We start from the raw sequence: 24990 nt of genomic DNA, 5'->3' as shown, positions 1-24990 counted from the left end.
CGCGCGGGCCCCCGAAGATCCGCCGGACAGGGCCTAGCCCCCGTACGCCCCCGAAGCCGTCAGCCGCAGCGCCGTGTCGATCAGCGGCACATGGCTGAACGCCTGCGGGAAGTTGCCGACCTGCCGCTGCAGCCGCGAGTCCCACTCCTCGGCGAGCAGCCCCAGGTCGTTACGGAGCGCCAGCAGCTTCTCGAAGAGCTTCCGGGCCTCGTCGACCCGGCCGATCATCGCGAGATCGTCCGCCAGCCAGAACGAGCAGGCCAGGAACGCGCCTTCGTCGCCCTCCAGACCGTCCACGCCCGCGTCGTCACCCGAGGTCGGGTAGCGCAGGACGAAGCCGTCCTCCGTGGACAGCTCGCGCTGGATCGCCTCGATGGTGCCGATGACGCGCTTGTCGTCCGGCGGCAGGAAGCCCATCTGCGGGATCAGCAGCAGCGAGGCGTCCAGCTCCTTGGAGCCGTACGACTGTGTGAAGGTGTTGCGTTCCTTGTCGTAACCCTTCTCACACACGTCGTGGTGGATGTCGTCGCGCATCTCGCGCCAGCGCTCCAGCGGGCCGTCCGCGTCGCCGGACTCGATCAGCTTGATCGTCCGGTCGACCGCGACCCACGCCATGACCTTCGAGTGCACGAAGTGGCGGCGCGGCCCGCGCACCTCCCAGATGCCCTCGTCCGGCTGGTCCCAGTGCGTCTCCAGATACTCGATCAGCTTGAGCTGGAGCAGCGAGGCGTAGTCGTTGCGCGCCAGACCCGTCATGTGCGCCAGGTGCAGGGCCTCGGTGACCTCGCCGTACACGTCGAGCTGGAGCTGGTGCGCCGCGCCGTTGCCGACCCGGACGGGGCCCGACTGCTCGTACCCCGGCAGCCAGTCCAGCTCCGCCTCGCCCAGCTCACGCTCGCCCGCGATCCCGTACATGATCTGGAGATTCTCGGGGTCGCCGGCGACGGCCCGCAGCAGCCATTCGCGCCAGGCGCGGGCCTCCTCGCGGTAGCCGGTGCGCAGCAGCGAGGAGAGGGTGATGGCGGCGTCGCGCAGCCAGGTGTAGCGGTAGTCCCAGTTCCGTACGCCCCCGATCTCCTCGGGCAGCGACGTCGTGGGCGCGGCGACGATCCCGCCGGTCGGCGCGTACGTCAGGGCCTTCAGCGTGATCAGCGAGCGGACGACGGCCTCGCGGTAGGGGCCGTGGTACGTACAGTGCTCGACCCACTCCCGCCAGAAGTCCGACGTCAGCGTCAGCGATCCCTCGGGGTCCGGCAGCGCGGGCGGCTGCCGGTGCGAGGGCTGCCAGCTGATGGTGAAGGCGACGCGGTCGCCGGGCGCCACGGTGAAGTCGGAGTACGTCGTCAGGTTCTTGCCGTACGTGTCCGCCTCGGTGTCGAGCCAGATCGAGTCCGGCCCGGCGACGGCGACGGTGCGGTTGTCCACCTGGTGAACCCAGGGCACGACCCGGCCGTAGCTGAAACGCATCCGCAGCGCGGAGCGCATCGGCACCCGGCCGCTGACGCCTTCCACGATCCGGATCAGCTGCGGCGCGCCGTCACGCGGGGGCATGAAATCGGTCACTCTGACCGTGCCGCGCGGCGTGTCCCATTCCGATTCCAGGATCAGGGAGTCGCCCACGTAGCGGCGCCTGTCGGCCCGCGGGGGTTCGGCTCCCGCGGGGGAGGCCGGTCCGAGCCGCCAGAAACCGTGTTCGTCGGTTCCCAGCAGCGCCGCGAACACGGCGTGTGAATCGAAGCGGGGCAGGCACAGCCAGTCGACTGTGCCGTCCCGGCAGACCAGGGCGGCGGTCTGCATGTCTCCGATGAGTGCGTAATCCTCGATGCGCCCGGCCACGTGCATCTCCAGTCGAACGGCCACGTTCGCCCCTCGGGGCGCTTACTGCGGTCAAGGGTCGTTGACGAGCTCTTTTTCCGGGAACACGGGCGGGGATAGTGCCGTTTGCCGGCCGGACTCGGCAGCGAATGTCCGAGCAGGATACGACGCACCTCGGAGATCCGCGCAGGTGTCCCGGCAACACAAGTGAGCCGAACGAGTGGGCCAAGAGTGACACAGCCACGGCCGTCGCAGGTCCGATGACGTGCGGTAACGGGCCGACAACTGAGTGCCGACGGTCCGGTGACCCTGAGGTGATCGACCGGTGACCGTCCGCTGATCACGCGGGCTCACAGGGTTGATCAACTTGTGATCTTGGATGGACGCCGGGAGGCCCCGGAAGGTCATCGACGCGCATAGCGCGGTGGCTGGAAACCGCCCCTGATATGCCCCTGATAAATCCCCGGTGTCGACGTGGCCGGGCAGCCGTCGCGAGGCGATCCCGGGCGCGCCCGCGCTCACGCGGCGCGTCCGTTCGTAGGGGTGGACGCGCGGTCGGAGCGGGTCCGGCGCGTGGACGACGGGGACGTGCCCCCGCCGTCGCTGATACCCTGGTGGCCCGTGGACGGATGGCCCCCCAGCGCTTCTCAGGGGCCCCGAACCGCAGCGACGGCACCCCTCCAGATCCTCCGGTTCGCACCGGTGATCCACCGGACAGGGGCGCCGGTACGCACCTCAGACCGCGACCACGGGAGCCCCCTCTTGGCCATGCCGAACCGATCCTCGACCTCCTCGACGACCAAGCACATCTTCGTCACCGGGGGCGTCGCTTCCTCCCTCGGCAAGGGCCTGACCGCCTCCAGCCTGGGGGCCCTCCTCAAGGCGCGGGGCCTGCGGGTCACCATGCAGAAGCTCGACCCGTATCTGAACGTCGATCCGGGAACGATGAACCCGTTCCAGCACGGTGAGGTGTTCGTCACCAACGACGGCGCCGAGACCGATCTGGACATCGGGCACTACGAGCGCTTCCTGGACGTCGACCTCGACGGCTCGGCCAACGTCACCACCGGCCAGGTCTACTCCACGGTCATCGCCAAGGAGCGGCGCGGCGAGTACCTCGGCGACACCGTCCAGGTCATCCCGCACATCACCAACGAGATCAAGCACCGCATCCGGCGCATGGCGACCGACGACGTCGACGTCGTCATCACGGAGGTCGGCGGCACGGTCGGCGACATCGAGTCGCAGCCGTTCCTGGAGACCGTCCGCCAGGTCCGCCACGAGGTCGGCCGCGACAACGTCTTCGTCGTGCACATCTCGCTGCTCCCGTACATCGGCCCCTCCGGCGAGCTGAAGACCAAGCCGACCCAGCACTCGGTCGCGGCGCTGCGCAGCATCGGTATTCAGCCGGACGCGATCGTGCTGCGCGCCGACCGCGAGGTGCCGCTCTCGATCAAGCGCAAGATCTCGCTGATGTGCGACGTGGACGAGGCGGCCGTGGTCGCGGCGATCGACGCGAAGTCCATCTACGACATCCCGAAGGTGCTGCACACCGAGGGCCTGGACGCGTACGTCGTACGGAAGCTGGACCTGCCGTTCCGCGACGTCGACTGGACCGTCTGGGACGACCTGCTGGACCGGGTGCACAACCCCGACCACGAGGTCACCGTCGCGCTCGTCGGCAAGTACATCGACCTGCCCGACGCGTATCTGTCGGTGACGGAGGCGCTGCGGGCCGGCGGCTTCGCCAACAAGGCGCGGGTCAAGGTCAAGTGGGTCACCTCGGACGACTGCAAGACGCCCGCGGGCGCGGCGCGGCAGCTCGGGGACGTCGACGGCATCCTGATCCCCGGCGGATTCGGCGAGCGCGGGGTGACCGGCAAGGTCGGGGCGATCCAGTACGCACGCGAACAGAAGATCCCATTGCTGGGCATCTGCCTGGGCCTGCAGTGCATCATCATCGAGGCCGCGCGCAACCTCCTGGAGAACCCGGACGCCAACTCCACGGAGTTCGACGCCGCGACGGCGCATCCGGTGATCTCCACGATGGAGGAGCAGCTCGCCTACGTGGAAGGCGCCGGCGACCTCGGCGGCACGATGCGGCTCGGCCTGTACCCGGCGAAGCTCGCGGACGGCTCGATCGTGCGGGGCGTCTACGACGACCAGCCGTACGTGGAGGAGCGTCACCGGCACCGCTACGAGGTCAACAACACGTACCGCGCCGAGCTGGAGAAGAAGGCGGGCCTCGTCTTCTCGGGCACATCGCCCGACAACAAGCTCGTCGAGTACGTGGAGTACCCGCGCACGGTGCACCCGTACCTGGTCGCCACTCAGGCGCACCCGGAGCTGCGGTCGCGTCCGACGAGGCCGCACCCGCTGTTCGCGGGCCTGGTCAAGGCCGCGGTGGAGCGTCAGCAGGGCGCGTAGGGCATCGGCCCGAGGCGATAACGTGGACCGAGGTACGGCTTCCCGGCACCGGGATCCGTGCCTCGGTCTTTCACTGTCCGGGCGTGTGCGGAGGTAGGTTTCGATGACGATCAAGGACACCCCCGAGGAGTGGCGGATCACGGCCACGGCGACGCCGTTCCGGGGCAACAAGACCAGCGTCCGTACGGACGACGTGGTCATGCCCGACGGCTCGGTCGCGCGCCGCGACTACCAGGTCCACCCCGGTTCGGTCGCGATCCTCGCCCTGGACGAGTCGGACCGCGTGCTGGTCCTGCGCCAGTACCGGCACCCCGTCCGCCAGAAGCTGTGGGAGATCCCGGCCGGGCTGCTCGACATCCCCGGCGAGAACCCGCTGCACGCGGCGCAGCGGGAGCTGTACGAGGAGGCGCACGTCAAGGCGGAGGACTGGCGGGTGCTGACGGACGTCTACACCACGCCGGGCGGCTGCGACGAGTCCGTACGGATCTTCCTGGCGCGCGACCTGTCGGAGGCGGAGGGCGAGCGCTTCGACGTCTCCGAGGAGGAGGCGGACATGGAGCAGGCGCGGGTGCCGCTCGCGGAGCTGGTACGGGGCGTACTGGCGGGCGAGTTGCACAACAACGCGCTCGTGGTGGGTGCGATGTCGCTGACGGCGGCGCTGGCGGGGGACGGTCTGGACGCGCTGCGTCCGGCGGACGCGGAGTGGCCGGCGCGGCCGTTCGAGGCGTGAGGGCGGGCGGAGCTGGTGGAGCTGGTGGAGCGACGGAGGCCGGAATCGGCCAGTCGCCGTGGCCGGTGAGCACGGAGTCCGTGCGGTCCTTCAGTAGGACGAACTGCTGATCCGATTGGGGGATTTGTCGCCGCGCCCGCGCGGTTCGTCGCACAGCGTGAACTACGCTCGAATCACCCGTGCGGACACCCGCCGGGCTCGACTCGTGCGCACCCCGCCGAACGGGCGAGGGAAGGAGCGTGGCCGTGACGGACCAGGCGGTGGACTTGGACGGCGGCCCTGCGAGGTCGCGCGGCGGGGACACGACTCCGGTGGATACGGGGCCGCCTGACGCCCCGCGACCCGCCCGCCGCCGGAGTGCCGGGACCCGACCGGTCTCTGACTCCCCGTCAACTCCGGACGTCTCGGCCACGGGAGCCGAAGCCCCGCCGACGCCGGACGCCGCCACCGGCACCACCGGCGCCAAGAAGCCCCGCGCTCGCCGCGCTTCGACGACTGCGCGTGCGCGGGCGGCCTCCGACCGCGCGCCGAAGCCCGGAGACCTGGCCACGGCACCGGAAACCGGCGTACCGGCTGACCCCGCACCGACGGCTGACGGCCCGGCTGCGGCGCCTGACGGGGTGAGCGCCGGGCGTAAGAAGTCAGGCTCACGCGGCGCCGACCAAGTGTCGACCGCGCGGGAGGAGCCTCGCGCCCCGCTCGACGGTGCTGGGCCGGCGACCACGGCCCGAGCTTCGGCGGGCGGCGACCCGGCCACGGCGGAGGCCGCCGCCGGCCGCGCGTCGGTGCGTGAGGCGACGGAAGCCGGCCCCTCGGCCCAGCCTGCACGGCCGGTCTCCGGCCGCGGCGCGGCTGCCGGTGGTTCCGTGTCCCCACCTGACCGGCGGAGCGCCGAAGCGCACGCCGGCCGCGCGCCCGCGCCGGAAGTCGGCCCGTCGGTTCCTGCGGCCGTGCCCGCGCCGCACGGCGATGAACGTCCGCACGTCGGCACGCCTGCCCGGCCCGTCTCCGACCGCGGCGCGGCTGCCGGTGGTTCCGTGTCCCCGCCCGACCGGCGGAGCGCCGAAGCGCACGTCGGCCGCGCGCCCGCGCCGGAAGTCGGCCCGTCGGTTCCTGCGGCCGTGCCTCCGTCGTACGGCGACGACCGCGCCTTGGCGGGCGGTGACCCGGTCAGGACGATGGAACCCCGCTCCCCGGTTCCGGCCACGGCGGAGGCCGCCGCCGGCCGCGCGTCGGTGCGTGAGGCGACGGAAGCCGGTTCTGTGGGTTCGGCCGTCGACGGTTCTCGCGGACGCGCCGAGGCGCACGCCAGCCACGCGGCCGGCGCCGTGTCGGCAGTCACCCGCCGCGCGCCCGCGCCGGAAGCCGGCGCGCCCGCCCGGCCCGTCTCCGACCGCGGCCCGGCTGCCGGTGGGGTCGTGCCCCCGGCTGAGCGGCGGAGCGCCGCGTCACCCCCCGCCCGTGCCGCGACCGGTATCGCGCCGCCCAGCCCCGCCCGCTGGTTCTTCGGGCGGCAGCGGGAGTTGAAAGCCCTGCACACCGACATCGAGCGCGCCGGGCTCAACACCATCGCCGGGCGCAAGGCCGCGCACACCCGGGTGCTGCTCATCGCCGGGCAGCCGGGATCCGGGCGGACCGCGCTCGCGCGGGAGTTGGCGCGGCAGGTGGGGCGGCGGTATCCCGACGGGGTGCTGCACATCCGGCTCACCGAGCCCGGCGGTGAGCCCGTACCCGTCGAGCGCACCGCACGCGACCTCCTCGGTGAGTTCGGCATCGACGTGCCGGCCGGCGCCGGGGATGACGAGATGTCCGAGATGGTGCGTGAGGCGCTGGCCGTACGCCGTGTCCTGCTCCTCCTCGACGACGCCCACGACGCCGAGCAGGTCGACCTCCTGCTCCCCGAGAACCCGGACTGCCTCGTCGTCGCCGTCGCGCGCGGACCGCTCACCGGTATCCCCGACATCCGCCCCTGCACCATCGGCGGCCTGGACGCCAAGTCCGCCATCGAACTCCTCGGCACCTTCACCGGATCCGTACGGATCACCGTCGACCCGCAGGCCGCCGAGTCCCTGGCGGAGGAGTGCGCCGGCCGGCCCGCCGCGATCGCGCTCGTCGGCGGCTGGCTCGCCGCCAACCCCAGGGTCTCGGTCGCCGACGTCGCCAAGCGGCTGCGCTCCGTCCCCGAGGACTTCGAACAACCGCAGGGCGCCCGCCCGTTGGCGCGCGCCTTCCGGTTCGTGTACGAGGGCCTGCCGCCCTCCACCGCCGGGATGCTGCGGCTGCTCTCACTCGCCCCCGCCGGGCTCGCCGACGCCCCCATCGCGTCCGCGCTGGCCGGCTGCTCCGTCTCCGCCGCCGGCGCGGTGCTGGACGATCTCGCCGCGCTGAACCTGCTTCGGCCGGTGGGGGAGCAGTACGAGATCCCCGGCGCCCTCGCCCCCCTGACGCGCGCGCTGATGGCGGAGAAGGACCGGCCCGCCGAGGTGCAGCTCGCCAGGGCCCGGATGCTGGAGCGGACCGTACGGCTCCTCCAGTCGTGCCGCGCCGTCACCGAGCCCGACGGCTCCCCGGCCCGTAAGAAGCTCGCCTCGCTGCCCCGCGCCGTGCGCTTCGAGACCGCGCGGGCCGCCGCCGACTGGCTGCGGTCCCGCAGGCCCGCCCTGCTGGCGTCCGCCCGGCTCGCCGTGGCCGACGGCGAGCTGGACACCCTCGCCCGCAGGCTGGTCTCCGCCCTCGTACGGGCGCTCGCCGCGCACCAGGGCACGGACGCGGCCGCGCCGGACCTGTACGGGCTCCACCAGCTCGTCCTCGGTGTCGCCGAGCGCCAGGGGCTGTACCGCGAGGAGGCCGCCGCGCTGCTCAACATCGGCGATCTGGACGCCAGGTCGGGCCGTACGTACGACGCGCTGGCCCGCTACCGGTCCGCCCTGGACGCCGGAAGGGCCGCGAACGACCACTACGCCACCGGCCGCGCGATGGAATCCGTAGGCGGCGCCTACCAGGAACTCCAGGACTGGCACCGCGCCGCCGACTGGTACGGCCGCGCCCTCGCGCAGCGGCTCAGCCGCGGCGAGCGGGCCGACGAGGCACGGCTGTACGGACGGCTCGGCACCGTCCACACCTACGCGGGCCGCTACGGCGAGGCGCTGCGCCACTGGCGCGCCGCCGCGGCGGGCCATCGCAGGCTCCAGGACCTCTCCGGTCAGGCCCGCGCCCTCAGCGAGGCCGCCAGGGTCCAGGAGTACGCGGGCCGCCCCGAGGAGTCGCTGCACACCTGCCAGGAGGCCGTGGAGTACGCGCGGCTGGCCGGTGACACGCGTCTCCAGGCCGCGCTGGAGCTCCGGCTCGCGGACACGCTGGACCGACTCGGCGACCCGACGGCGGCCCGACTGCACCGCAACGCCTCTGATCGTCTGCTCGGAACCGACACCTCCACCTACGAAATCCGTAGCCCCTCGGCTGAAGGTTGATGCTTTGCAAGGCTAGACAGCGGGAAGTCCTTCATTAGACTGGCTCTGTCGTAACCGGCAACGGTGCCTTCCGATGCGCCCTGGGCGTGTGGGTTTGGGGGGCATTGCCCGAGTAACCCCTGAGCCAAGGACCGTGATCACCGTGCTCGTCGGCATCCCCCGCGAGGTCAAGAACAACGAGTTCCGGGTGGCCATCACCCCCGCCGGAGTGCACGAGCTCGTGCGCCACGGTCACCAGGTCGCCATCGAGCGGGACGCCGGCGCCGGCTCCTCCATCACGGACGCCGAGTTCATCGCCGCCGGCGCCCGGATCCTGCCCACCGCCGACGAGGTCTGGGCCACCGCCGACCTCGTACTGAAGGTCAAGGAGCCCATCGCCGAGGAGTACCACCGCCTCCGCAAGGACCAGACCCTCTTCACGTACCTGCATCTCGCCGCCTCCCGCGAGTGCACCGACGCCCTGCTGAAGTCCCGTACCACCGCCATCGCGTACGAGACCGTCGAGACCGCGAACCGCCGGCTCCCGCTGCTCGCCCCGATGTCCGAGGTCGCAGGCCGGCTGGCCCCGCAGGTCGGCGCGTACCACCTGATGCGCTCCGTCGGCGGCCGTGGCGTGCTGCCGGGCGGCGTTCCCGGTACCGCTCCGGGCCGCGCCGTCGTCATCGGCGGCGGTGTCTCCGGCTGGAGCGCCACGCAGATCGCCGTCGGCATGGGCTTCCATGTGACGCTGCTCGACCGCGACATCGACAAGCTGCGCGAGGCCGACAAGATCTTCGGCACGAAGGTCCAGACCATCGTCTCCAACACGTACGAACTGGAGCGCGCGGTCGTCGAGGCCGACCTCGTCATCGGCGCCGTTCTCATCCCCGGCGCGAAGGCTCCGAAGTTGGTCACCAACGCGCTCGTGGCCAAGATGAAGCCCGGAAGTGTACTTGTCGACATTGCAATCGATCAGGGTGGTTGCTTCGAGGATTCACACCCCACCACCCACGCCGAGCCGACCTTCCGGATCCACGACTCGGTCTTCTACTGCGTCGCCAACATGCCGGGTGCCGTGCCGAACACGTCGACCTACGCGCTGACCAACGCCACGCTCCCCTACATCGTGGCTCTCGCCGACCTCGGCTGGACCGAGGCGCTGCGCCGTGACCCGGCACTCGCCAAGGGCCTCAACACCCATGACGGGCAGGTCACTTACGGTTCCGTGGCCGAGGCCCACGACCTTCCGTACACCGAACTGGCCACCGTTCTGGCCTGACCCGTCAACGGCGTCCGTCAACCTCGCGCCCCCGGCCGGATCTTGCTCGGCAAGGTCCGGCCGGCTGTGTGTCCCGCCACTTCCGGGCCCGCGCTCAACTCGCCTCGAACGTAACCCTTTAACCCTTTCGCACCCGTGTGAAACGCCTCGACGGAGGTCTGCGCGCCCTTGACACAAGGGTGTTCGGTTGCCGACACATCGGGCCGGGTCCGGCGGATTGTGTTGCTGCGGAGTGGTGACACGCCATAGAGTCGCCAACCGTCGGCATGGTGCCACGCTGACCTATCGATAAGTTTCCTGGTCACGTCCAAGGAGGTAAGACGACTTGTGAATGAGTCGACATTTACTCCCGGGGGTGGTCAACCAGGAATGCCTGCGATGGGCCACCAGAGCCCGTCGTCCGGGCTAGAGGCCGTCGGCTCCGTCGCTGTCCGCACCTTCACCACCCATCAGCACATGACGACAGCCCACCAGACGATGGACGGCCAACACGTGAACGCCATGGCCGGCAACGAGAGTGGCCGAGAGTCCACCCACTTCGCCGACTTCGACGAGGTGCCCGAGGGGCACTTCTACGACCCCGACGCCGAGTACGAGCCCGACCCCGAGTACGCGGCCACCCTCGCCCCCGACGCAGCACGCCAGCGCCGCGAGCGAATCGGCCCGACCGGGCGTCCCCTGCCGTACTTCCCGATCCCCGGCCCGGTCACCGACCACGGCCCCGCGAAGATCATCGCGATGTGCAACCAGAAGGGCGGCGTCGGCAAGACCACGTCGACCATCAACCTGGGCGCCGCGCTCGCGGAGTACGGACGGCGGGTGCTGCTCGTCGACTTCGACCCGCAGGGCGCCCTGTCCGTCGGTCTCGGCGTCAACCCGATGGAGCTCGACCTCACGGTCTACAACCTGCTCATGGAGCGGGGCATGTCGGCCGACGAGGTGCTCCTGAAGACCGCCGTGCCCAACATGGACCTGCTCCCGAGCAACATCGACCTCTCGGCCGCCGAGGTGCAGCTGGTGAGCGAGGTGGCCAGGGAGTCCACGCTCCAGCGGGCGCTCAAGCCGCTGATGCAGGACTACGACTACATCGTGATCGACTGCCAGCCGTCGCTCGGTCTGCTGACCGTGAACGCGCTGACCGCCGCGCACAAGGTGATCGTCCCGCTGGAGTGCGAGTTCTTCGCGCTGCGCGGCGTGGCCCTGCTCACCGAGACGATCGAGAAGGTCCAGGAGCGGCTCAACCCGGAGCTGGAGCTCGACGGCATCCTCGCCACGATGTACGACTCCCGCACGGTGCACAGCCGCGAGGTCCTGGCGCGGGTCGTCGAAGCCTTCGACGATCACGTCTACCACACGGTGATCGGCCGGACCGTGCGCTTCCCGGAGACCACGGTCGCCGGTGAGCCCATCACCACCTACGCCTCCAACTCCGTCGGCGCCGCCGCCTACCGCCAGCTCGCCAGGGAGGTGCTCGCCCGGTGTCACGCCGAGTGAGTCTGCCCGGGGCCGACGAGCTGTTCCGTACGACCGGGGGCATGGCGCTCCAGGCTTCCTCACCGGGCGACCGGCGGCGTACCGCGAACGGTGAGCCGCGGGTCCCGGCACCGGCCCAGGAGAGCGACCAGGGCGCCGAACAGTCGGGGGCCGCGAAGGCGGCGGCACCGGCACCGGCCCAGGAGCACTCGGCGACCGACGCGGACTCGTCGGCGACGTCCCGCAGCCGCACTCCCGACCAGGAGCAGCAGCGCCGGCCGCAGGGTTCGCAGGACGGCGGCGGCAATGGGGGTGGCAACGGCGCCGGTACGCCCACCGTCGGCCAGCAGGGCGGACAGCGTCGCCGAGGGGGCCGCGGTGCCAACCGCCGCCCCAGCGGGCGCGAGCGGCACGACGAGAAGATCACGGTCTACGTCTCCGCCGAGGAGCTGATGGACCTGGAGCACGCGCGTCTGGTGCTGCGGGGCGAGCACGGGCTCGCCGTGGACCGGGGGCGGATCGTCCGCGAGGCGGTCGCCGTGGTCCTCGCCGACCTGGAGTCGCGCGGCGACGCGAGCATCCTCGTACGGCGCCTGCGCGGGCGCTGAAGGTAGCCTCGGCGGGCCGAGCCCCGCCCCTCCCGCCTCCAGGACCGCCATGCCGCCGACCGACGACTCCACCGCCCGCTCGTCCCGCCGTGCGCTGGGGCGCGGGCCGGGGGCGGCCGGCGCGGCGGTCGAGCCGGTGGCCGTGGAGCCCGTGGCCGTGGAGCCGGTGGTGGTGCCGCCGGTGGAGCCGGTGGTGGTGCCCGTGGAGCCGCCGGAGCCCGTCGTACCCGAGCCGACGAAGCCTGAGCCTGAGCCCGCGCCGGAAACCGATCGCGCGGCAGCGCCCGTACCCGAGCCCGAGCTGGCGCCGGAACCCGAGCCCGCCTCCGTACGCGACGCGGACACCGCTCCCGAATCCGAGCCCGACGACGGGCGGTTCACCGTCCGGCTCGCGAACTTCGAGGGGCCGTTCGATCTGCTCCTCCAGTTGATCTCGAAGCACAAGATGGACGTCACCGAGGTCGCGCTCTCCAAGGTCACCGACGAGTTCATGGTGCACATCCGCGCCATGGGCCCCGACTGGGACCTCGACCAGACCACCGAGTTCCTGGTCGTCGCAGCGACGCTCCTCGATCTCAAGGCCGCGCGCCTGTTGCCGTCCGCCGAGGTGGAGGACGAGGGCGACCTGGCGCTGCTGGAGGCCAGGGACCTGCTCTTCGCCCGGCTGCTCCAGTACCGCGCGTACAAGCGGATCGCCGAGATCCTCAGCGCCCGGCTGGACTCCGAGTCGCGGCGCTACCCCCGTACCGTCGGCCTGGAACCCCACCACGCCGCGCTGCTCCCCGAGGTCGTCATCAGCATCGGCCCCGAGGGCTTCGCGCGGCTCGCGGTCAAGGCGATGCAGCCCAAGCCCAAGCCGCAGGTGTACATCGACCACATCCACGCGCCGCTCGTCTCCGTCCAGGAGCAGGCGGGGATCGTCGTGGCGCTGCTGCGGGCGGCCGGCGAGGTGAGTTTCGCGACACTCGCCGAGGGCGCCCCGGACACACTCACCGTCGTGGCGCGCTTCCTCGCGCTGCTGGAGCTGTACCGGGAGAAGGCCGTCGCCCTGGACCAGGACGAGGCCCTGGGGCCGCTCATGGTGCGCTGGACGGGCGGGGACGACGACGAGGCGCCGCGGGTGACGGACGAGTTCGACCGCCCGCCCGACCCCGTGGACGTCAAGGACCCGAAGGAAACGAAGGAATCGAAGGAAACGACGGACGCGAGCGAGGAGAAGGCGTGAGTGAGCAACGGACGGTCGCCGACCTCGATCTGGGGCCCGCTCTGGAGGCGGTCCTCATGGTCGTCGACGAGCCCGCGACCGAGGAACACCTGGCCAAGGTCCTGGACCGGCCGCGCCGGGCGGTCGCCGACGCGCTGCGCGCGCTGGCCGACGAGTACACCGTCCAGCGGCGCGGATTCGAGCTGCGGCTCGTCGCGGGCGGCTGGCGTTTCTACTCGCGGCCCGAGTACGCGGAGGCCGTAGAGGGCTTCGTGCTCGACGGCCAGCAGGCCCGGCTCACGCAGGCCGCGCTGGAGACCCTGGCGGTCGTGGCGTACCGCCAGCCGGTCAGCCGGTCGCGGGTCTCGGCCGTACGCGGAGTGAACTGTGACGGGGTCATGCGGACCCTCCTCCAGCGCGGTCTGGTCGAGGAGGCGGGAGCGGAACCCGAAACAGGTGCGATCCTGTACAGGACGACGAACTATTTCCTGGAGCGGATGGGCCTGCGCGGTCTGGACGAGCTTCCGGAACTCGCGCCCTTCCTTCCGGAGGCGGACGCGATCGAGGCCGACAGCCTGGAAGGCGTTCCGTCGTTCGATCCGGACGCACCGTACGCCCCGGACACTCACGCAGACGACAAGACGGACATTTGATGCGAAGCAACGGCAGGAACAGCGGAAGCGGCAGCGGCAACCGGAGCGGCGGTGGCGGCGGCCGGGGAGCCGCGGGCGGCAAGCCCCAGTCGCGGGCCGGCGGGGGACGCGGCGGCAACGGGGGAAGCGCCGGGAGCCGGGGGAGCGGCGGCGGCGCCGGTGCGCGGGACGACAAGCAGCCGAAGCGTGAGAGCAAGCCTCGTCCCGAGGAGCGCCGTTACGACGTCGGCCGCTCCGGTGGTCCCGGCGCCGGTCAGGGTGGCGGCCAGGGCGGCTCCGGCGGTTCGGGCGGTTCGGCCGGCGGCGGCAGCCGTGGCGCCTCCGCACGCGGCGGCGCCAAGGGCGGCCCCAAGGCCCCGAGCATCGCGGCCAAGCGCCGGATGGCGGGCAAGCCCGCCCGCCCGCGCGAGCTGGACGCCAAGATCGAGCAGCGCAACCGCGACCGGTACGCGGACAAGCCGGAGATCAGGACCCCCAGGACCAACCCGGGCGCCGAGCAGGAGGGCGAGCGGCTGCAGAAGATCCTCGCGCGGGCCGGCATGGGTTCACGCCGGGCCTGCGAGGAGCTGATCGAGCAGTCCCGTGTCGAGGTCAACGGCGAGATCGTCGTCGAGCAGGGCATGCGCGTCGACCCGCACCGGGACGAGATCAAGGTCGACGGTCTGACCGTCGCCACCCAGTCGCATCTCTTCTTCGCGCTGAACAAGCCCGCCGGTGTCGTCTCCACGATGGGCGACCCGGACGGCAGGCAGAACCTCGGCGACTACGTCACCAACCGCGAGACCCGGCTGTTCCACGTGGGCCGGCTGGACACCGAGACCGAGGGCATCATCCTGCTCACCAACCACGGTGAGCTGGCCCACCGCCTCACGCACCCCAGGTACGGCGTGAAGAAGACGTATCTCGCCGCCATCCAGGGCCCGTTGCCGCGCGATCTGGGCAAGCGCCTCAAGGACGGGATCCAGTTGGAGGACGGCTACGCCCGCGCCGACCACTTCCGCGTCGTGGAGAACACCGGGAAGAACTACCTGGTCGAGGTGACCCTCCACGAGGGCCGCAAGCACATCGTGCGCCGCATGCTCTCCGAGGCGGGCTTCCCCGTCGAGCGTCTGGTCCGGACGTCGTTCGGCCCGATCCCGCTGGGTGACCAGAAGTCCGGCTGGCTGCGCCGCCTCACCAACACGGAGGTCGGCATGCTGATGAAGGAAGTCGGTCTGTAGGCCGACCTGTTCGGCCCGTTCGACCTGTTCGGCAAGAACCGCACCGCAAGAACCGCGTCGAGTGAAGAAAGCCCGTGGCCCCAGGCCGCGGGCTTTTCTGCTTGTGGCACGGGCCGGTTCACCTTTATAGTCAACCTGACCATTAAGGAGGCGGGCGTGAGTCTCGCGGATTTCCTCGACCCTTTGCAGCAGCCGCTGGTGACCGTCCTCGACACCCCGGTGAGCTGGACCGAGGTGCTGGGCTTCGGCAGCGGCGCGCTCTGCGTCTGGCTCGTCGCCCGCCAGCACCTCGCCAACTGGCCGATCGGCATCGCCAACAACCTGTTCTTCATCCTGCTGTTCACCCAGGCCGGCCTGTACGCCGACGCCGGGCTGCAGGTCGTCTTCATCGCCCTCGCCGTGTACGGCTGGTGGACCTGGACCCACGGGGGTGGACCAGGGACCTCGTACCTCCCGGTGCGGCGCACCACGCGCACCGAGTGGGGCTGGCTGCTCGCGGCGGGGGCGGTGGGAACTCTCGGGCTGACGCTGCTCCTCGACCACCAGACCTCGTCGACGGTGCCGTTCTGGGACGCCGTCACCACCGCGCTGTCGCTGATGGCGACGTACGGGCAGTGCCGGAAGCGACTGGAGTCGTGGTGGCTGTGGATCGCGGCCGACATCGTCTACATCCCGCTCTACGCGCACAAGGACCTCTATCTGACGTCGATCCTCTACGTCGGCTTCATGACCCTGTGCGTCATCGGACTGCGTAACTGGTCGCGCGACCTCGACCGGCGCCCGGCCGATTCGCCGGCGGTCACGGCATGAGCGCGACGTACGAACACGGCCTGGTCCTCGGCAAGTTCTACCCTCCGCACACGGGTCACCACCATCTCGTACGGACCGCCCAGGACCGCTGCGAGCGGCTCACGGTCCTCGTCTGCGCCGCCTCCGTGGAGTCGGTGCCGCTGGAGGACCGCGTCGCCTGGATGCGCGAGGTCCACCCGGACGTCCGGGTCGTCGGCGCCGTCGACGACACCCGGATGGATCTGCGTGACCCCGCCATCTGGGACGCGCACATGGCGGTCTTCCGCGCCGCCGTCCCCGAGCCCGTGGACGCCGTCTTCACCTCGGAGTCGTACGGTGCCGAACTCGCCCGCCGATTCGGCGCCGAGTCCGTCACCGTGGACCCGGACCGCACGCTCCACCCGGTGTCGGGCACGGCCGTCCGCAAGGACCCCGTCGGCTGCTGGGACTTCCTCGCCCCGCCCGTCAGGGCCGCGCTCACCCGCCGCGTCGTGGTGCTGGGCGCCGAGTCCACGGGCACCACGACCCTCGCGCTGGCGCTCGCCGAGCACTACCGGGCGCGCGGCGGTGTGTGGGCCCGTACGCGCTACGTCCCCGAGTACGGACGGGAGTTCAGCGAGCGCAAGCTCGCCGCCCTGCGCCAGCGATGGCCCGGCGCGCAGTGGGAGGACGTCGAACTCGCCACCGAGGACTTCCCGTTGATCGCCGAGCGGCAGAACGCGTCGGAGGAGGAGGCCGCCCGCACCGGCTCACCCGTCCTCTTCTGCGACACCGACTCCTTCGCCACCACCGTCTGGCACGAGCGGTACGTCGGTGGCCGCAACCCGCTCGTCGAGGAGGTCGCCGACCGGGTTGCGCACCAGCTGTGGCTGCTCACCGGCCACGAGGGCGTCGCCTTCGAGGACGACGGGCTGCGCGACGGCGAGGAGCTGCGGCCCTGGATGACCGACCGGTTCAGGGCCGAACTGACGCGCACGGGGCGGACGTTCGTGGCGCTCGAAGGACCGCGCGAGAAGAGACTCGCCGACGCGGTCGCCGCCGTGGACGCCCTGCTGGACCAGGGCTGGTACTTCGCCGCACCCCTGCCGGAGAACCGATGAGCCCTGCCCGGCAGCCCCGTCTGCCCGAGAACTACGACCCCGCCGACTTCGTGCCGTTCGCCGTCACCGTCGACCTCGCCGTCTTCACGGTCCGCGAGAGCAGCCTGCACGTCCTGCTCGTCGAACGCGGCGAGGAGCCGTACCTGGGCCACTGGGCGCTGCCCGGCGGCTTCGTACGGCCCCGGGAGTCCGCCGGGCAGGCGGCGCGCCGTGAACTCGCCGAGGAGACCGGCCTGTCGCCCGACACCGTCGCCGGACTGCGCCCCGAGCAACTGCGTACGTACAGCGACCCGGACCGCGACCCCCGGATGCGCGTCGTCTCCGTCGCGTACACCGCGCTCGTGCCCGACCTTCCCGAGCCACGTGGCGGCGGCGACGCCACGCAGGCCCGCTGGACCCGCTACGACGACGGCGAACTCGGACAACTCGCCTTCGACCACGGGCTGATCCTGGCCGACGGCCGGCGCCGGATCGGCGCCAAGCTCGAATACACCTGCCTCGCCACGGCGTTCTGCCCGCCCCGATTCACCCTCGGTGAGCTTCAGCAGGTGTACGAGACGGTCTGGGGCGTCGAACTGGACCGGCCCAACTTCCGCCGCAAGGTGCTCACTTCACCCGGCTTCGTCGAACCGGTGGAAGGCCCGCCGCGCCGCACCGGCGGCCGGGGCAAACCGGCCGCCCTCTACCGCGCGGGCACCGCCACCGCACTCCACCCGCCGCTGCTTCGACCGGAAGGACGGACCACCTCATGACCTCCTCGGACACTTTTTCGGGCACCTCCTCGGGCACCGCCCCCAAGAGAGCCGCCACCGGCGCCATGACCGGGCTCGCGCTCGGCGACGCCCTCGGCTTCCCCACCGAGTTCAACGACGTGCCGTCGATCCTCGCCAAGTTCGGTCCCTGGCGGGAGCTGCCGCTGCTGAAGCCCGCGATCGTCAGCGACGACACCCAGATGACACTCGCGCTCGGCCGGGGCTTGCGCACCGCCATGGGCCGGGGCCCGCTCGGACCGCTGCGCCTCACCCGGCCGGTGCGCGAGGAGTTCGTCGACTGGTTCCACGACCCGCAGAACAACCGGGCCCCCGGCAACACCTGCATGACGGCCTGTCAGCTCCTCGACAGCGACCGCCCCTGGCAGCAGGCGAGCCGGATCGACTCCAAGGGCTGCGGCGCCAACATGCGGGTCGCACCCATCGGGCTCGCCCCCGGTCTGAGCGCCGAACAGCGCTCGGGCGCCGCGCAGTTGCAGTCCGGCCTCACCCACGGCCACCCGACCGCCCTGGCCGCCTCCGACCTCACCGCGCACGCGGTGTACCTGCTGGCGCGGGGGACCGAACCGCTGGGCCTGGTCGGGCTGCTGCGCAGTTACGCGTACGAGAACCGGTCCCGCTACCACCACAGTTGGCTCGGCGACCTGTGGACCCACAGCCAGGACCCGACCCCCGAGCATTTCATCGAGCGGGGCTGGGACGAGTGCCTGGCCGTGCTCGAACGGCTCCAACAGGCCCTGCGCACACCGTCACCCGAGACCGACCCCTGCCTGGCGACCGGCGACGGCTGGATCGCCGAGGAGGCGTTCGCCACCGGACTGCTCTGCTTCCTGCTCTTCCCCGAGGAGCCGGTCACGGCACTGCGCCGGGCCGCCTGCACCAAGGGCGACTCGGACTCGATCGCCTGTCTGACGGGCGCGTTCGCGGGGGCGCACCTCGGGGCCGGTGCCTGGCCGAAGGAGTGGGCGGACCGGATCGAGTACCGCGAGGAGCTGCTGGAACTCGGGGCACTCTGGGACGCTTGATCCATGCCTACGGATGACGAACACATGGCGGACGACGGCGCCCCGGACGACTCCCCGGACGACTCCCCGGACCACTTCCCGGACCCCTCCATCGCCGAGCATTCGGCCGAGCGTTCCGACGAGCATTCGGCCGAGCACGCCCGGCGCCAGGAGCGGGCCGCGCGTCTGGAGCGCGCCGGACTGCCCATCACCGACCTCGGTCCGGTCCTCGCCGCGGAGTCGGATCCGCTGCTGTTCGCCACCGTCTCCGGCGCCCACCTCTACGGATTCCCCTCCACCGACTCGGACGTCGACCTGCGTGGTGCCCACCTGCTGCCGGTGGCCGAACTCATCGGACTGCACGAGCCGGACGAGACCCGGTCGCGGATGTGGGACCAGGACGGCGTGGAGATGGACCTGGTCAGCCATGACCTGCGCAAGTTCGTCCGCATGATGATGCGGCGCAACGGCTACGTACTGGAACAGCTGCACTCACCGCTGATAGTGCACTCGACGGACGCGCACCGGGAACTGCTCTCGCTCGCCCCCGGCGTGCTCACCGGCCACCACGCCCACCACTACCGGGGATTCGCCGCCACCCAGTGGCGTCTCTTCGAGAAGACCGGCGAACTCAAGCCGCTGCTCTACACGTTCAGGGCGCTGCTCACCGGCGTCCATCTGATGCGCAGCGGCGAGGTGCAGGCCCATCTGCCCACGCTGCTCGCCGAGGTGAGCGCGCCGGACTATCTGCCCGAGCTGATCGAGGCGAAGGCGGAGGCCGAACACGGCGCGGCGACGGGCCTCGCCCCGACCCGGCTGCAGAGCGACGTCGACGCGCTCCACGAGGTCCTGGCCGAGGCCAGGGCCGAGACCCGGCTACCCGACTCCCCGGCCGGGTACGAGGCGCTCCACGACCTCGTCGTCCGCACCCGCCTGGAGAGCTGACGCCCGGGGAGCCGGCGCCCGCAGCGCCGACGCCCGCCGCGCGCGGATCACGAAGTCCTCGACGCGCGCACGGTCGGGCTCGGCCGGCAGCGCGGTGCCGGCGAGCGCGGCGTCCGCCTCCTCGCCGAGACGGTTCATCCGCCGCTCCACCTCGGCCCACGGGACCTCGCCGCGCTTGACCTCCAGCAGCGGCTCGCGCTGCTCACCGGCGTCGATGACCAGCCGCCCCGTACGCAGCAGGTCACGGCAGCAGCCCAGCAGCCGCAGCAGATGCATGGCGTGCTTCCAGCGGGGCGCGCCGTGCTGCCGGACGTCCGCCTCCAGCTTCTTGCGCTGGCCGATCGCGTAACGGACGAAGGTCTCGTGGGCCTGCCGGGAGAGGAACGCGTCGCGCAGGGCGAGGAGTTCACGGCCCGTGTCGTCCACGGACTCGACCAGCGGCGAGTGCAGACATTCGAGCACGTTGGGATTGCTGCGCAGCGCCAGCAGACAGAACCGCTCCAGCTCCCAGGAGAACTGCTCGTCGGCCGGCCCGTCGACATGGGTCGGGGGCTTCTCGAAGCCCCAGTAGAGCGGCGTCGGCGCCAGGAACACGCCCCGGCGGTCGGTGTCACTGCCCTCGGTGGCCAGACCGAAGGCGCGGGAGCCCATGACGCACGCGTAGACGGTGTGGTCACGTACGAGGTCCACAGGTCTCATGGGCACGCAGATTACGGGAGCGCCGTACGCACCACCCGCCCGGCGTCTCGCGCAACGGTCGCCCCGTCCGTACCGCCGCCCATCTGTCTAACCTGGACGGAGCACACGATCACTGAGCGGGACGAGGAGCACGACGTGCCGGTACGAGCTGTCCGAGGGGCCGTCCAGCTGGAGCGGGACGAGCCGGGACACATGGACGAACAGGTCGCTCTGCTGCTCTCCGCCATCCTGGAGCGCAACAGCCTGGGAGCGGACGACCTGATCAGTATCTGGTTCACGGCCACCCCCGACCTGCACAGCGACTTCCCGGCCGCCGCGGCCCGCGGGATCGGCATCGTGGACGTACCGCTGATCTGCGCGCAGGAGCTGGACATCAAGGGCGCCATGCCGCGCGTGGTCCGTATCCTCGCCCATATCGAGTCCGACCTCCCCCGCTCCGAGATCGCGCACGTCTACCTCGGCGCCGCGGCAGCCCTCCGCAAGGACATCGCCCAGTGAGAACCGCCCTCGTCATCGGTACCGGCCTGATCGGCACCTCCGCCGCCCTGACCCTCGCGGGGCGCGGCGTCGCCGTCCACCTCGTGGACCACGATCCGGCCAGGGCGCGGACGGCGGCGGCGCTCGGCGCCGGCACCGAGGAGCCGCCGGCCGGCCCGGTCGACCTCGCGATCATCGCCGTACCGCCCGCGCACACCGCCACCACGCTCGCCGCCGCGATGCGCGCGGGCAGCGCGCGCGGCTACCTGGACGTCGCCAGCGTCAAGGGCGGCCCCCGGCGCGAGCTGGAGGCGCTGGGCCTCGACCTGGGCGCGTACATCGGTACGCATCCGATGGCCGGCAAGGAGAGCTCGGGCCCGCTCGCCGCGACCGCCGACCTCTTCGAGGGCCGCCCCTGGGTGCTGACGCCCATGCCCGGCACCGACACCGAGGTGCTGAACCTCGCCCTCGAACTGGTCGCGCTCTGCCGCGCGGTGCCGGTGGTCATGGACGCCGACGCCCACGACCGGGCCGTCGCCCTCGTCTCCCACACCCCGCAGCTGATCTCCTCGATGGTCGCCGCACGCCTGGAGGACGCCGACGAGGCGGCCGTACGGCTCTGTGGCCAGGGCATCCGCGACGTCACCCGTATCGCCGCCTCCGACCCCCGTATGTGGGTCGAGATCCTCACCGCGAACCCGGGGCCGGTCGCCGACGTCCTCGCGGGCGTGGCCGCCGACCTGGACGAGACCGTCGAGGCGCTGCGGGCGCTCCAGTCCGCCGACGAGGCCAAGCGGCGCGGCGGCACCGAGGGCATCGAGGACGTCCTGCGGCGCGGCAACGCGGGCCGCGTGCGGGTACCGGGCAAGCACGGCGCGGCCCCGGCGTCGTACGAGACGGTCGCCGTCCTGATCAGCGACCGGCCGGGCGAGCTGGCCCGTATCTTCGCGGACGCCGAGAGCGCCGGGGTCAACATCGAGGACGTCCGGATCGAGCACGCGACCGGGCAGGAGGCGGGTCTGGTGCAGCTGATGGTCGAGCCCGCGTCGGCCCCCGTCCTGAGCGCGGCGCTGCGCGAGCGCGGCTGGTCGATCCGGCGGTGACGGCGCGGTGACGGCGTGGTGACGCGTGGTGACGGCGGGGTGACCGCGGCGGCTCGCGCGGCGGTGCGCGGGCGGGCTTTCGCGGGGGTGTAAGGGACGGCCCCAGTACTCGGTAACCTTAGTGCGGGGGCGTGCTGACGTCTGGGCGTCTTGAACCGGCCCCCTCGAACGTCCCGAGACTGTCGCGACTGTCCCGCGAACCACTTCGCGTACGACTCCGCGCCCCGTGAACCAGGAAGGTGTCCGCCCCCGTGGAAACCGCTGCAACCGACGCCAGGACCGCCCCGGCCGCCGTGATCGTCGCCATCGACGGGCCCGCGGGCACCGGCAAGTCGAGCACGTCCCGGTCCGTGGCCACCCAGCTCGGACTGAGCTACCTGGACACGGGCGCGCAGTACCGGGCGATCACCTGGTGGATGATCAGCAACGGTATCGACGTCCAGGACCCCTCGGCCGTCGCCATGGCGGCCGACAAGCCGGTCATCGTGTCCGGCACCGACGCCTCGAACCCGACGATCACCGTCGACGGCGTGGACGCCTCGGGCCCCATCCGCACGCAGGACGTCACGGCCAAGGTCAGCGCGGTCAGCGCCGTCCCCGAGGTACGGGCCGTCATCACCGAGCTGCAGCGCTCCATCGCCGCCGGCGCCGCGACCGGCATCGTCGTCGAAGGCCGTGACATCGGCACGACCGTGCTGCCCGACGCCGACCTGAAGGTCTTCCTCACCGCCTCGCCCGAGGCGCGCGCCGCCCGCCGCAGCGGCGAACTCAAGGGCAAGGAGTCCACGGACCTCGCCGCCACCAAGGAAGCCCTGATCAGGCGGGACGCGATCGACTCCGGCCGTAAGACGTCCCCGCTGGCCAAGGCGGCCGACGCCGTCGAGGTGGACACCACCGACCTCACGCTCCAGCAGGTCATCGAGTGCGTCGTCACCCTTGTCGAGGAGAAGCGGGCGGCCCGGTGACCGGACCCTCCCGGAAGGGCGCACCGACCCGCTCACCCTCCCCGAAGGGCGCGGCGGTCGGCCGCGGGATCGGCATCGGACTGATGTACGGCCTGTGGAAGCCGCGGGTGCTCGGCGCCTGGCGGGTCCCCGCGGCCGGCCCGGTGATCCTGGCCGTCAACCACTCGCACAACATCGACGGGCCGATGCTCATGGGCACCGCGCCCAGGCCCGTGCACTTCCTGATCAAGAAAGAAGCTTTCATCGGTCCGCTCGACCCGTTCCTGCTGTCCATCGGACAGCTGAAGGTGGACCGTACGACCACCGACCGCGCGGCCGTCACCGACGCGCTCGGGGTGCTCCAGGGCGGCGGGGTCCTGGGGATCTTCCCCGAGGGCAGCAGGGGAGAGGGCGACTTCGCCTCCCTGCGGTCCGGGCTCGCGTACTTCGCCGTACGCACGGGGGCGCCGATCGTCCCGGTCGCGGTGCTGGGGAGCACGGAGCGGCGCGGGCGGCTGATAGGCGCGCTGCCACCGCTGCGCAGCCGTATCGACGTCGTCTTCGGGGACGCCTTCGACGCGCAAGAAGAAGAGGTGCGAAGCTCGGCCAAGGGTGGTGGTGGGCGACGGGCGGGCGGGAGCGGCCGGCGCACGCGGCAGGCGATGGACGACGCCACGCTGCGGATCCAGAAGCGGCTGACCGCCCATCTGGACAACGCCAGACGCCTCACCGGGCGCCGGGCAGGACTTGAGTAGTGCACCGCGCAGTCGCGGCGCACCGATCACGATGAACGAGGTACGGACTTCATGAACGACCACATTGACTCCGGCGACGAGCACGGAGAGCTTGGCGACGCCGAGTACTCGGAGTTCATGGAGCTCGCCGCCAACGAGGGATTCGACCCCGAGGAGATCGAGGGCGCGATCGGCGAGGCCGGTCACGGCCCGCTGCCCGTCCTCGCCGTCGTCGGCCGGCCCAACGTCGGCAAGTCGACCCTGGTGAACCGCATCATCGGCCGCCGTGAGGCGGTCGTCCAGGACAAGCCCGGCGTCACCCGCGACCGCGTCACCTACGAGGCCGAGTGGGCCGGGCGCCGCTTCAAGCTCGTCGACACCGGCGGCTGGGAGCAGGACGTCCTCGGACTCGACGCGTCCGTCGCCGCCCAGGCCGAGTACGCGATCCAGACCGCCGACGCGGTGGTCTTCGTCGTGGACTCCACGGTCGGCGCCACCGACACCGACGAGGCCGTCGTCAGGCTGCTGCGCAAGGCGGGCAAGCCCGTCGTGCTCTGCGCCAACAAGGTCGACGGCCAGAGCGGCGAGGCCGACGCGACGGCGCTGTGGTCGCTGGGTCTCGGCCAGCCGCACCCGGTGTCCTCGCTGCACGGCCGGGGTACGGGCGACATGCTCGATGCCGTCCTGGAGGCGCTGCCCGAGGCCCCCGAGCAGACGTTCGGCACCACCATCGGCGGCCCGCGCCGGATCGCGCTGATCGGCCGCCCGAACGTCGGCAAGTCCTCGCTGCTGAACAAGGTCGCGGGAGAGGAGCGCGTCGTCGTCAACGAGATCGCGGGCACCACCCGTGACCCGGTCGACGAACTGATCGAACTCGGCGGCACGGTCTGGAAGTTCGTCGACACGGCGGGCATCCGGCGCCGCGTCCACCTCCAGGAGGGCGCCGACTACTACGCCTCGCTCCGTACGGCCGCCGCCGTGGAGAAGGCCGAGGTCGCCGTCGTCCTGATCGACACCAGCGAGTCCATCAGCGTCCAGGACCAGCGCATCATCACGATGGCCGTCGAGGCGGGCCGCGCCCTCGTCGTCGCCTTCAACAAGTGGGACACCCTCGACGAGGAGCGCCGCTACTACCTGGAGCGCGAGATCGAGACCGAGCTGGCGCAGATCGCGTGGGCGCCCCGCGTCAACGTGTCGGCGCGCACCGGACGCCACATGGAGCGCCTGGTCCCGGCGATCGAGACGGCGCTCGCGGGCTGGGAGACGCGCGTGCCGACCGGCAGGCTCAACGCCTTCCTCGGCGAGCTGGTCGCCGGCCACCCGCACCCGATCCGCGGCGGCAAGCAGCCGCGCATCCTGTTCGGTACGCAGGCGGGCACCCGGCCGCCGCGCTTCGTGCTCTTCGCGTCCGGCTTCATCGAGGCGGGCTACCGGCGCTTCGTGGAGCGCAGGCTCCGCGAGGAGTTCGGCTTCGACGGCACGCCGATCCATATCTCGGTGCGGGTGCGGGAGAAGCGCGGCCGCAAGAAGTGACGGTCTCCGACCTGTCGTGAAGAAGCCGGTGGGC

Annotated in this window: 21 protein-coding genes; 19 read left to right on the top strand and 2 right to left on the bottom strand. The window is 71.7% G+C overall.

Features of this window, described 5'->3' with window-relative positions; translation table 11 throughout:
- Nucleotides 1-33: 33 nt before the first annotated feature.
- A complete protein-coding gene (locus tag ACFT9I_RS33135; RefSeq protein ID WP_382570556.1) occupies nt 34-1842 on the bottom strand; it encodes a glycoside hydrolase family 15 protein in 1809 nt (602 codons plus the stop codon).
- A gap of 741 nt (nt 1843-2583) precedes the next feature.
- On the opposite strand from ACFT9I_RS33135, the gene ACFT9I_RS33130 reads away from it, so the two are divergent.
- The 14 genes from ACFT9I_RS33130 to ACFT9I_RS33065 all read left to right on the top strand — a co-directional run bounded on the left by ACFT9I_RS33130 (nt 2584) and on the right by ACFT9I_RS33065 (nt 19466).
- Complete coding sequence (locus tag ACFT9I_RS33130; protein WP_382570515.1) at nt 2584-4242, top strand: CTP synthase; 1659 nt, start codon at nt 2584-2586, stop codon at nt 4240-4242.
- 103 nt (nt 4243-4345) lie between these two features.
- Nucleotides 4346-4972, top strand: a complete 627-nt coding sequence (locus tag ACFT9I_RS33125) for an NUDIX hydrolase (RefSeq protein ID WP_023542672.1) — start codon at nt 4346-4348, stop codon at nt 4970-4972.
- A gap of 1121 nt (nt 4973-6093) precedes the next feature.
- A complete protein-coding gene (locus tag ACFT9I_RS33120) occupies nt 6094-8442 on the top strand; it encodes a tetratricopeptide repeat protein (RefSeq protein ID WP_382570512.1) in 2349 nt (782 codons plus the stop codon).
- Nucleotides 8443-8584: 142 nt separating this feature from the next.
- Nucleotides 8585-9700, top strand: coding sequence for an alanine dehydrogenase (gene ald, locus ACFT9I_RS33115; protein ID WP_382570554.1), 1116 nt, complete (start codon nt 8585-8587; stop codon nt 9698-9700).
- Nucleotides 9701-10069: 369 nt separating this feature from the next.
- A complete protein-coding gene (locus ACFT9I_RS33110) occupies nt 10070-11194 on the top strand; it encodes a ParA family protein (RefSeq protein WP_189111708.1) in 1125 nt (374 codons plus the stop codon).
- A complete protein-coding gene (locus ACFT9I_RS33105; RefSeq protein ID WP_382570509.1) occupies nt 11191-11781 on the top strand; it encodes a hypothetical protein in 591 nt (196 codons plus the stop codon). The genes ACFT9I_RS33110 and ACFT9I_RS33105 overlap by 4 nt, the downstream gene beginning before the upstream one ends.
- Before the next feature lie 49 nt (nt 11782-11830).
- The gene (locus tag ACFT9I_RS33100; protein ID WP_382570507.1) at nt 11831-13006 is read left to right on the top strand and encodes a segregation and condensation protein A; all 1176 of its coding nucleotides are present in this window, start codon (nt 11831-11833) and stop codon (nt 13004-13006) included.
- Nucleotides 13003-13638, top strand: coding sequence for an SMC-Scp complex subunit ScpB (gene scpB, locus ACFT9I_RS33095; RefSeq protein WP_382570504.1), 636 nt, complete (start codon nt 13003-13005; stop codon nt 13636-13638). The genes ACFT9I_RS33100 and scpB overlap by 4 nt, the downstream gene beginning before the upstream one ends.
- Nucleotides 13638-14858, top strand: a complete 1221-nt coding sequence (locus ACFT9I_RS33090; RefSeq protein WP_382570501.1) for a pseudouridine synthase — start codon at nt 13638-13640, stop codon at nt 14856-14858. Before scpB ends, ACFT9I_RS33090 begins: the two co-directional genes overlap by 1 nt.
- A 156-nt stretch (nt 14859-15014) precedes the next feature.
- Nucleotides 15015-15668 carry a nicotinamide riboside transporter PnuC gene (gene pnuC / locus ACFT9I_RS33085; RefSeq protein WP_382570499.1) on the top strand — a complete coding sequence of 218 codons (654 nt, stop codon included), beginning with the start codon at nt 15015-15017 and terminating at the stop codon, nt 15666-15668.
- A complete protein-coding gene (locus ACFT9I_RS33080) occupies nt 15665-16747 on the top strand; it encodes an AAA family ATPase (protein WP_382570497.1) in 1083 nt (360 codons plus the stop codon). The genes pnuC and ACFT9I_RS33080 overlap by 4 nt, the downstream gene beginning before the upstream one ends.
- On the top strand, nt 16744-17499 hold the full coding sequence (locus ACFT9I_RS33075; protein WP_382570494.1) for an NUDIX domain-containing protein: 756 nt from the start codon (nt 16744-16746) through the stop codon (nt 17497-17499). Before ACFT9I_RS33080 ends, ACFT9I_RS33075 begins: the two co-directional genes overlap by 4 nt.
- A complete protein-coding gene (locus ACFT9I_RS33070) occupies nt 17496-18542 on the top strand; it encodes an ADP-ribosylglycohydrolase family protein (protein ID WP_382570492.1) in 1047 nt (348 codons plus the stop codon). The genes ACFT9I_RS33075 and ACFT9I_RS33070 overlap by 4 nt, the downstream gene beginning before the upstream one ends.
- A 3-nt stretch (nt 18543-18545) precedes the next feature.
- The gene (locus ACFT9I_RS33065) at nt 18546-19466 is read left to right on the top strand and encodes a DNA polymerase beta superfamily protein (RefSeq protein ID WP_382570489.1); all 921 of its coding nucleotides are present in this window, start codon (nt 18546-18548) and stop codon (nt 19464-19466) included.
- Here the strand turns inward: ACFT9I_RS33065 and ACFT9I_RS33060 are convergent.
- Nucleotides 19398-20165, bottom strand: a complete 768-nt coding sequence (locus ACFT9I_RS33060; protein WP_382570486.1) for a DNA polymerase beta superfamily protein — start codon at nt 20163-20165, stop codon at nt 19398-19400. The two genes, ACFT9I_RS33065 and ACFT9I_RS33060, sit on opposite strands and share 69 nt — an antisense overlap.
- Nucleotides 20166-20300: 135 nt before the next feature.
- Here ACFT9I_RS33060 and aroH point away from each other — a divergent pair, with 135 nt between their 5' ends.
- The 5 genes from aroH (at nt 20301) to der (ending at nt 24956) form a co-directional block, all read left to right on the top strand.
- A complete protein-coding gene (gene aroH, locus ACFT9I_RS33055; RefSeq protein WP_382570484.1) occupies nt 20301-20663 on the top strand; it encodes a chorismate mutase in 363 nt (120 codons plus the stop codon).
- Nucleotides 20660-21745 carry a prephenate dehydrogenase gene (locus ACFT9I_RS33050; protein WP_382570482.1) on the top strand — a complete coding sequence of 362 codons (1086 nt, stop codon included), beginning with the start codon at nt 20660-20662 and terminating at the stop codon, nt 21743-21745. Before aroH ends, ACFT9I_RS33050 begins: the two co-directional genes overlap by 4 nt.
- A 239-nt stretch (nt 21746-21984) precedes the next feature.
- Complete coding sequence (cmk, locus tag ACFT9I_RS33045) at nt 21985-22710, top strand: (d)CMP kinase (protein ID WP_382570479.1); 726 nt, start codon at nt 21985-21987, stop codon at nt 22708-22710.
- A gap of 83 nt (nt 22711-22793) precedes the next feature.
- Nucleotides 22794-23444, top strand: a complete 651-nt coding sequence (locus tag ACFT9I_RS33040; RefSeq protein ID WP_382570551.1) for a lysophospholipid acyltransferase family protein — start codon at nt 22794-22796, stop codon at nt 23442-23444.
- Nucleotides 23445-23495: 51 nt separating this feature from the next.
- Nucleotides 23496-24956, top strand: coding sequence for a ribosome biogenesis GTPase Der (gene der, locus ACFT9I_RS33035; RefSeq protein WP_382570476.1), 1461 nt, complete (start codon nt 23496-23498; stop codon nt 24954-24956).
- The last annotated feature ends 34 nt before the right edge of the window (nt 24957-24990 follow it).

The sequence above is a fragment of the Streptomyces sp. NPDC057137 genome (assembly GCF_042670825.1).
Taxonomy (GTDB): Bacteria; Actinomycetota; Actinomycetes; order Streptomycetales; family Streptomycetaceae; genus Streptomyces.
The sequence above is the reverse complement of the archived record's forward strand: the minus strand, read 5'-3'. Positions and strand labels throughout refer to the sequence as shown.

Coding starts and splice junctions, on each gene's coding strand:
- ACFT9I_RS33135 (WP_382570556.1), bottom strand. CDS start 1,842: ATGCACGTGGCCGGGCGCATCGAGGATTACGCACTCATCGGAGACATG.
- ACFT9I_RS33130 (WP_382570515.1), top strand. CDS start 2,584: ATGCCGAACCGATCCTCGACCTCCTCGACGACCAAGCACATCTTCGTC.
- ACFT9I_RS33125 (WP_023542672.1), top strand. CDS start 4,346: ATGACGATCAAGGACACCCCCGAGGAGTGGCGGATCACGGCCACGGCG.
- ACFT9I_RS33110 (WP_189111708.1), top strand. CDS start 10,070: ATGCCTGCGATGGGCCACCAGAGCCCGTCGTCCGGGCTAGAGGCCGTC.
- ACFT9I_RS33100 (WP_382570507.1), top strand. CDS start 11,831: ATGCCGCCGACCGACGACTCCACCGCCCGCTCGTCCCGCCGTGCGCTG.
- ACFT9I_RS33090 (WP_382570501.1), top strand. CDS start 13,638: ATGCGAAGCAACGGCAGGAACAGCGGAAGCGGCAGCGGCAACCGGAGC.
- ACFT9I_RS33080 (WP_382570497.1), top strand. CDS start 15,665: ATGAGCGCGACGTACGAACACGGCCTGGTCCTCGGCAAGTTCTACCCT.
- ACFT9I_RS33075 (WP_382570494.1), top strand. CDS start 16,744: ATGAGCCCTGCCCGGCAGCCCCGTCTGCCCGAGAACTACGACCCCGCC.
- ACFT9I_RS33070 (WP_382570492.1), top strand. CDS start 17,496: ATGACCTCCTCGGACACTTTTTCGGGCACCTCCTCGGGCACCGCCCCC.
- ACFT9I_RS33065 (WP_382570489.1), top strand. CDS start 18,546: ATGCCTACGGATGACGAACACATGGCGGACGACGGCGCCCCGGACGAC.
- ACFT9I_RS33060 (WP_382570486.1), bottom strand. CDS start 20,165: ATGAGACCTGTGGACCTCGTACGTGACCACACCGTCTACGCGTGCGTC.
- ACFT9I_RS33040 (WP_382570551.1), top strand. CDS start 22,794: ATGTACGGCCTGTGGAAGCCGCGGGTGCTCGGCGCCTGGCGGGTCCCC.
- der (WP_382570476.1), top strand. CDS start 23,496: ATGAACGACCACATTGACTCCGGCGACGAGCACGGAGAGCTTGGCGAC.